The organism is Mesorhizobium sp. M7A.F.Ca.ET.027.03.2.1, assembly GCF_003999175.1.
Taxonomy (GTDB): domain Bacteria; phylum Pseudomonadota; class Alphaproteobacteria; order Rhizobiales; family Rhizobiaceae; genus Mesorhizobium.
Map to the genome: position 1 here is coordinate 1 of NZ_RZOM01001012.1, position 2,243 is coordinate 2,243.

A 2,243-nucleotide genomic window follows, 5' to 3' on the forward strand; every position below is an offset into this window, starting at 1 on the left:
AGAAAAAAACCGCCGGTAAACACGGTGTAGGCGCTCACCACCCATTGCAAGGTCTGGCCGGAAAAGCCCAGCCCAGCCCCGATTTCGGGCAGCGCCACGAAGACGATGTTGATGTCGAGAGCGATGATAAGCTGGGCGAAGGCGAGCAATGCCAGCGTGGCGCCGCGCTTCGCGCCAATCCCTCCCTGTGTCGTAGTGGCGCCGAATGGCAGCCCTTGATCGAGTGAACTCATGCCAGTCTCCTTTCGATTCTTTATCGATCGACAAAGAATTGAATTTGCAATCTTGAGTCAAGCGGATTATTTGTGGATCGATAAAGAAATGGAGGTTGCGATGGCGGGACGGCCAAGGGAGTTCGACAGAGCCCAGGCTCTGCAGAAAGCGCGCGATGCCTTCTGGATGCGCGGCTACGAGGGCACCTCGATGGCCGACCTCGTCTCCATGCTTGGCCTGGCCTCGGCGCGCATCTATGCCGCCTTTGGCTCGAAGGAGGATCTGTTTCGCGAAGCCGTTGTTCTCTACGAAACCAGCGAAGGAAGCTTCGCCACCGGTGCCCTTGCCGAAGAACCAACCGCTCGGCGGTTTGTCGAGCGGCTGCTGCGCGATGCGATCGATATCTACACAAGGCCGGATCTGCCGAAGGGCTGCATGGTTGTCTCGGCCGCCACCAACTGCGCTACCGAAAATGACGGCGTGCTGCATTGGCTGGCCGAGCGCCGACTGGCGCGCAATGCATTGATTGTGGAGCGCCTGAGAAAGGGTGTTCGCGACGGCGACCTCAAGCCGGATACCGATCCGGAAGCGCTTGGCGACTACTACACCACGCTGTTGTTTGGCCTCTCAGTGCAGGCGCGCGACGGGGTGCCGAAGAAGCGGCTGCATGACCTGGTCACCGTGGCGATGCCTGCGCTCGACGGTTTCGTCTCACAGCCTTGAGTCTTGCTTCTGGCGCCTCGCGATTTCGACTGCAATTGGCTCGACAAGCTGCCCTGCCGCAAATTATCTATAAAACATGGCAAAGGGCACGGACGACACCATCGCGGTGCGCATCAGCAAGGTTCTGGCGGACCGCATCATCTCGGGCGCGATCGAGCCGGGGGCCAGGCTTCGGCAGGATCATATCGCCGAGGAATTCCAAACCAGCCATGTTCCCGTGCGCGAGGCCTTCCGGCGTCTGGAGGCGCAAGGGCTGGCCATCGGCGAGCCGCGGCGCGGCGTGCGCGTCGCGTCTTTCGATCTGGGCGAGGTCAAGGAGGTCGCCGAAATGCGCGCCGCCCTTGAGGTGCTGGCGCTGCGCCACGCCGCGCCGCACCTGACATCGGCCATTCTCGATCTCGCCGAGGAGGCGACCAAGGCCGGCGACAAGTCCCGCGATGTCAGGTCGTGGGAGGAAGCCAACCGCGCCTTCCACCGCTTGATCCTGGCGCCATGCGGCATGCCGCGCCTGCTCGCCACCATCGACGACCTGCACGCGGCAAGCGCCCGTTTCCTGTTCGCGGCATGGCGGTCGGAGTGGGAGACGCGCACCGATCAGGACCATCGCGCGATCCTCGCCGCCTTGCGGCAGGGAAACACCGAATCGGCGGCCGTCACACTGGGGCGGCACGTCCAATGGATTGGCCGCAAGCCGGTCAGGACGGCTTCCGGAACAACGCGCGAAGCCTTCGCCATCGTAGGTTAGACAGCCTCCGCCAAAGCGAGGGCTTGCAATCCCCAGGGAAGTGTGGATTCGATAATAGATCGGAAAGAGAAATTATCTATAATTTTCATCGATCGAAGGAATCCCAATGACAGACGTCGCATTCTCCCCCGGCAAGCCGTCGTTCAGTCCGCTCCGGCTCCAGGATCGTTCTCTTGCCTGGCAGGTTGGAGCCGTCGTGCTTGGCACCCTGTTCCTGGCGCTGGCGTCCTATATCGAGGTGCCGATGGTGCCGGTCCCGGTAAACATGCAGACCTTTGCCGTGACCCTGATCGGCGCGCTCTATGGCTGGCGGCTTGGCGCGCTCACCATCGTCGCCTGGCTGGTCGAGGGTGCGGTCGGCTTTCCGGTTCTGTCCGGAGGGGCAGCGGGTGCCGCGCATTTCGTCGGGCCGACGGGTGGCTATCTCTTCGCCTTCCCGCTTGTCGGCGCCTTGGTCGGCTGGCTAGCAGAACGCGGCTGGAACGGCAAAAGGGTGATGCTTGCCTTTGTCGCCATGCTGCTTGGCAACCTTGCCTGCCTTGTGCTGGGCACAGCATGGCTT

Annotated in this window: 3 protein-coding genes and 1 pseudogene; 3 read left to right on the forward strand and 1 reads right to left on the reverse strand. The window is 62.4% G+C overall.

Annotated elements, in window-relative coordinates:
* A pseudogene (locus EN750_RS30410) lies at positions 1-233 on the reverse strand (MFS transporter); the annotation flags it as partial.
* A 100-nt stretch (positions 234-333) separates the two neighbouring features.
* Between EN750_RS30410 and EN750_RS30415 the strand changes: the two are divergent.
* The 3 genes from EN750_RS30415 to EN750_RS30425 form a co-directional block, all read left to right on the forward strand.
* A complete protein-coding gene (locus EN750_RS30415; protein ID WP_127268976.1) occupies positions 334-936 on the forward strand; it encodes a TetR/AcrR family transcriptional regulator in 603 nt (200 codons plus the stop codon).
* Between the two features lie 76 nt (positions 937-1,012).
* Complete coding sequence (locus EN750_RS30420) at positions 1,013-1,681, forward strand: GntR family transcriptional regulator (RefSeq protein ID WP_027164176.1); 669 nt, start codon at positions 1,013-1,015, stop codon at positions 1,679-1,681.
* Between the two features lie 106 nt (positions 1,682-1,787).
* Positions 1,788-2,243 (forward strand): biotin transporter BioY (locus EN750_RS30425; protein ID WP_145968057.1); only part of this gene is annotated, 456 nt, incomplete at its 3' end.

Excerpts from the sequence above, each read along its gene's own strand:
- EN750_RS30420 (WP_027164176.1), top strand. The coding sequence starts at position 1,013 with ATGGCAAAGGGCACGGACGACACCATCGCGGTGCGCATCAGCAAGGTT.
- EN750_RS30415 (WP_127268976.1), top strand. The coding sequence starts at position 334 with ATGGCGGGACGGCCAAGGGAGTTCGACAGAGCCCAGGCTCTGCAGAAA.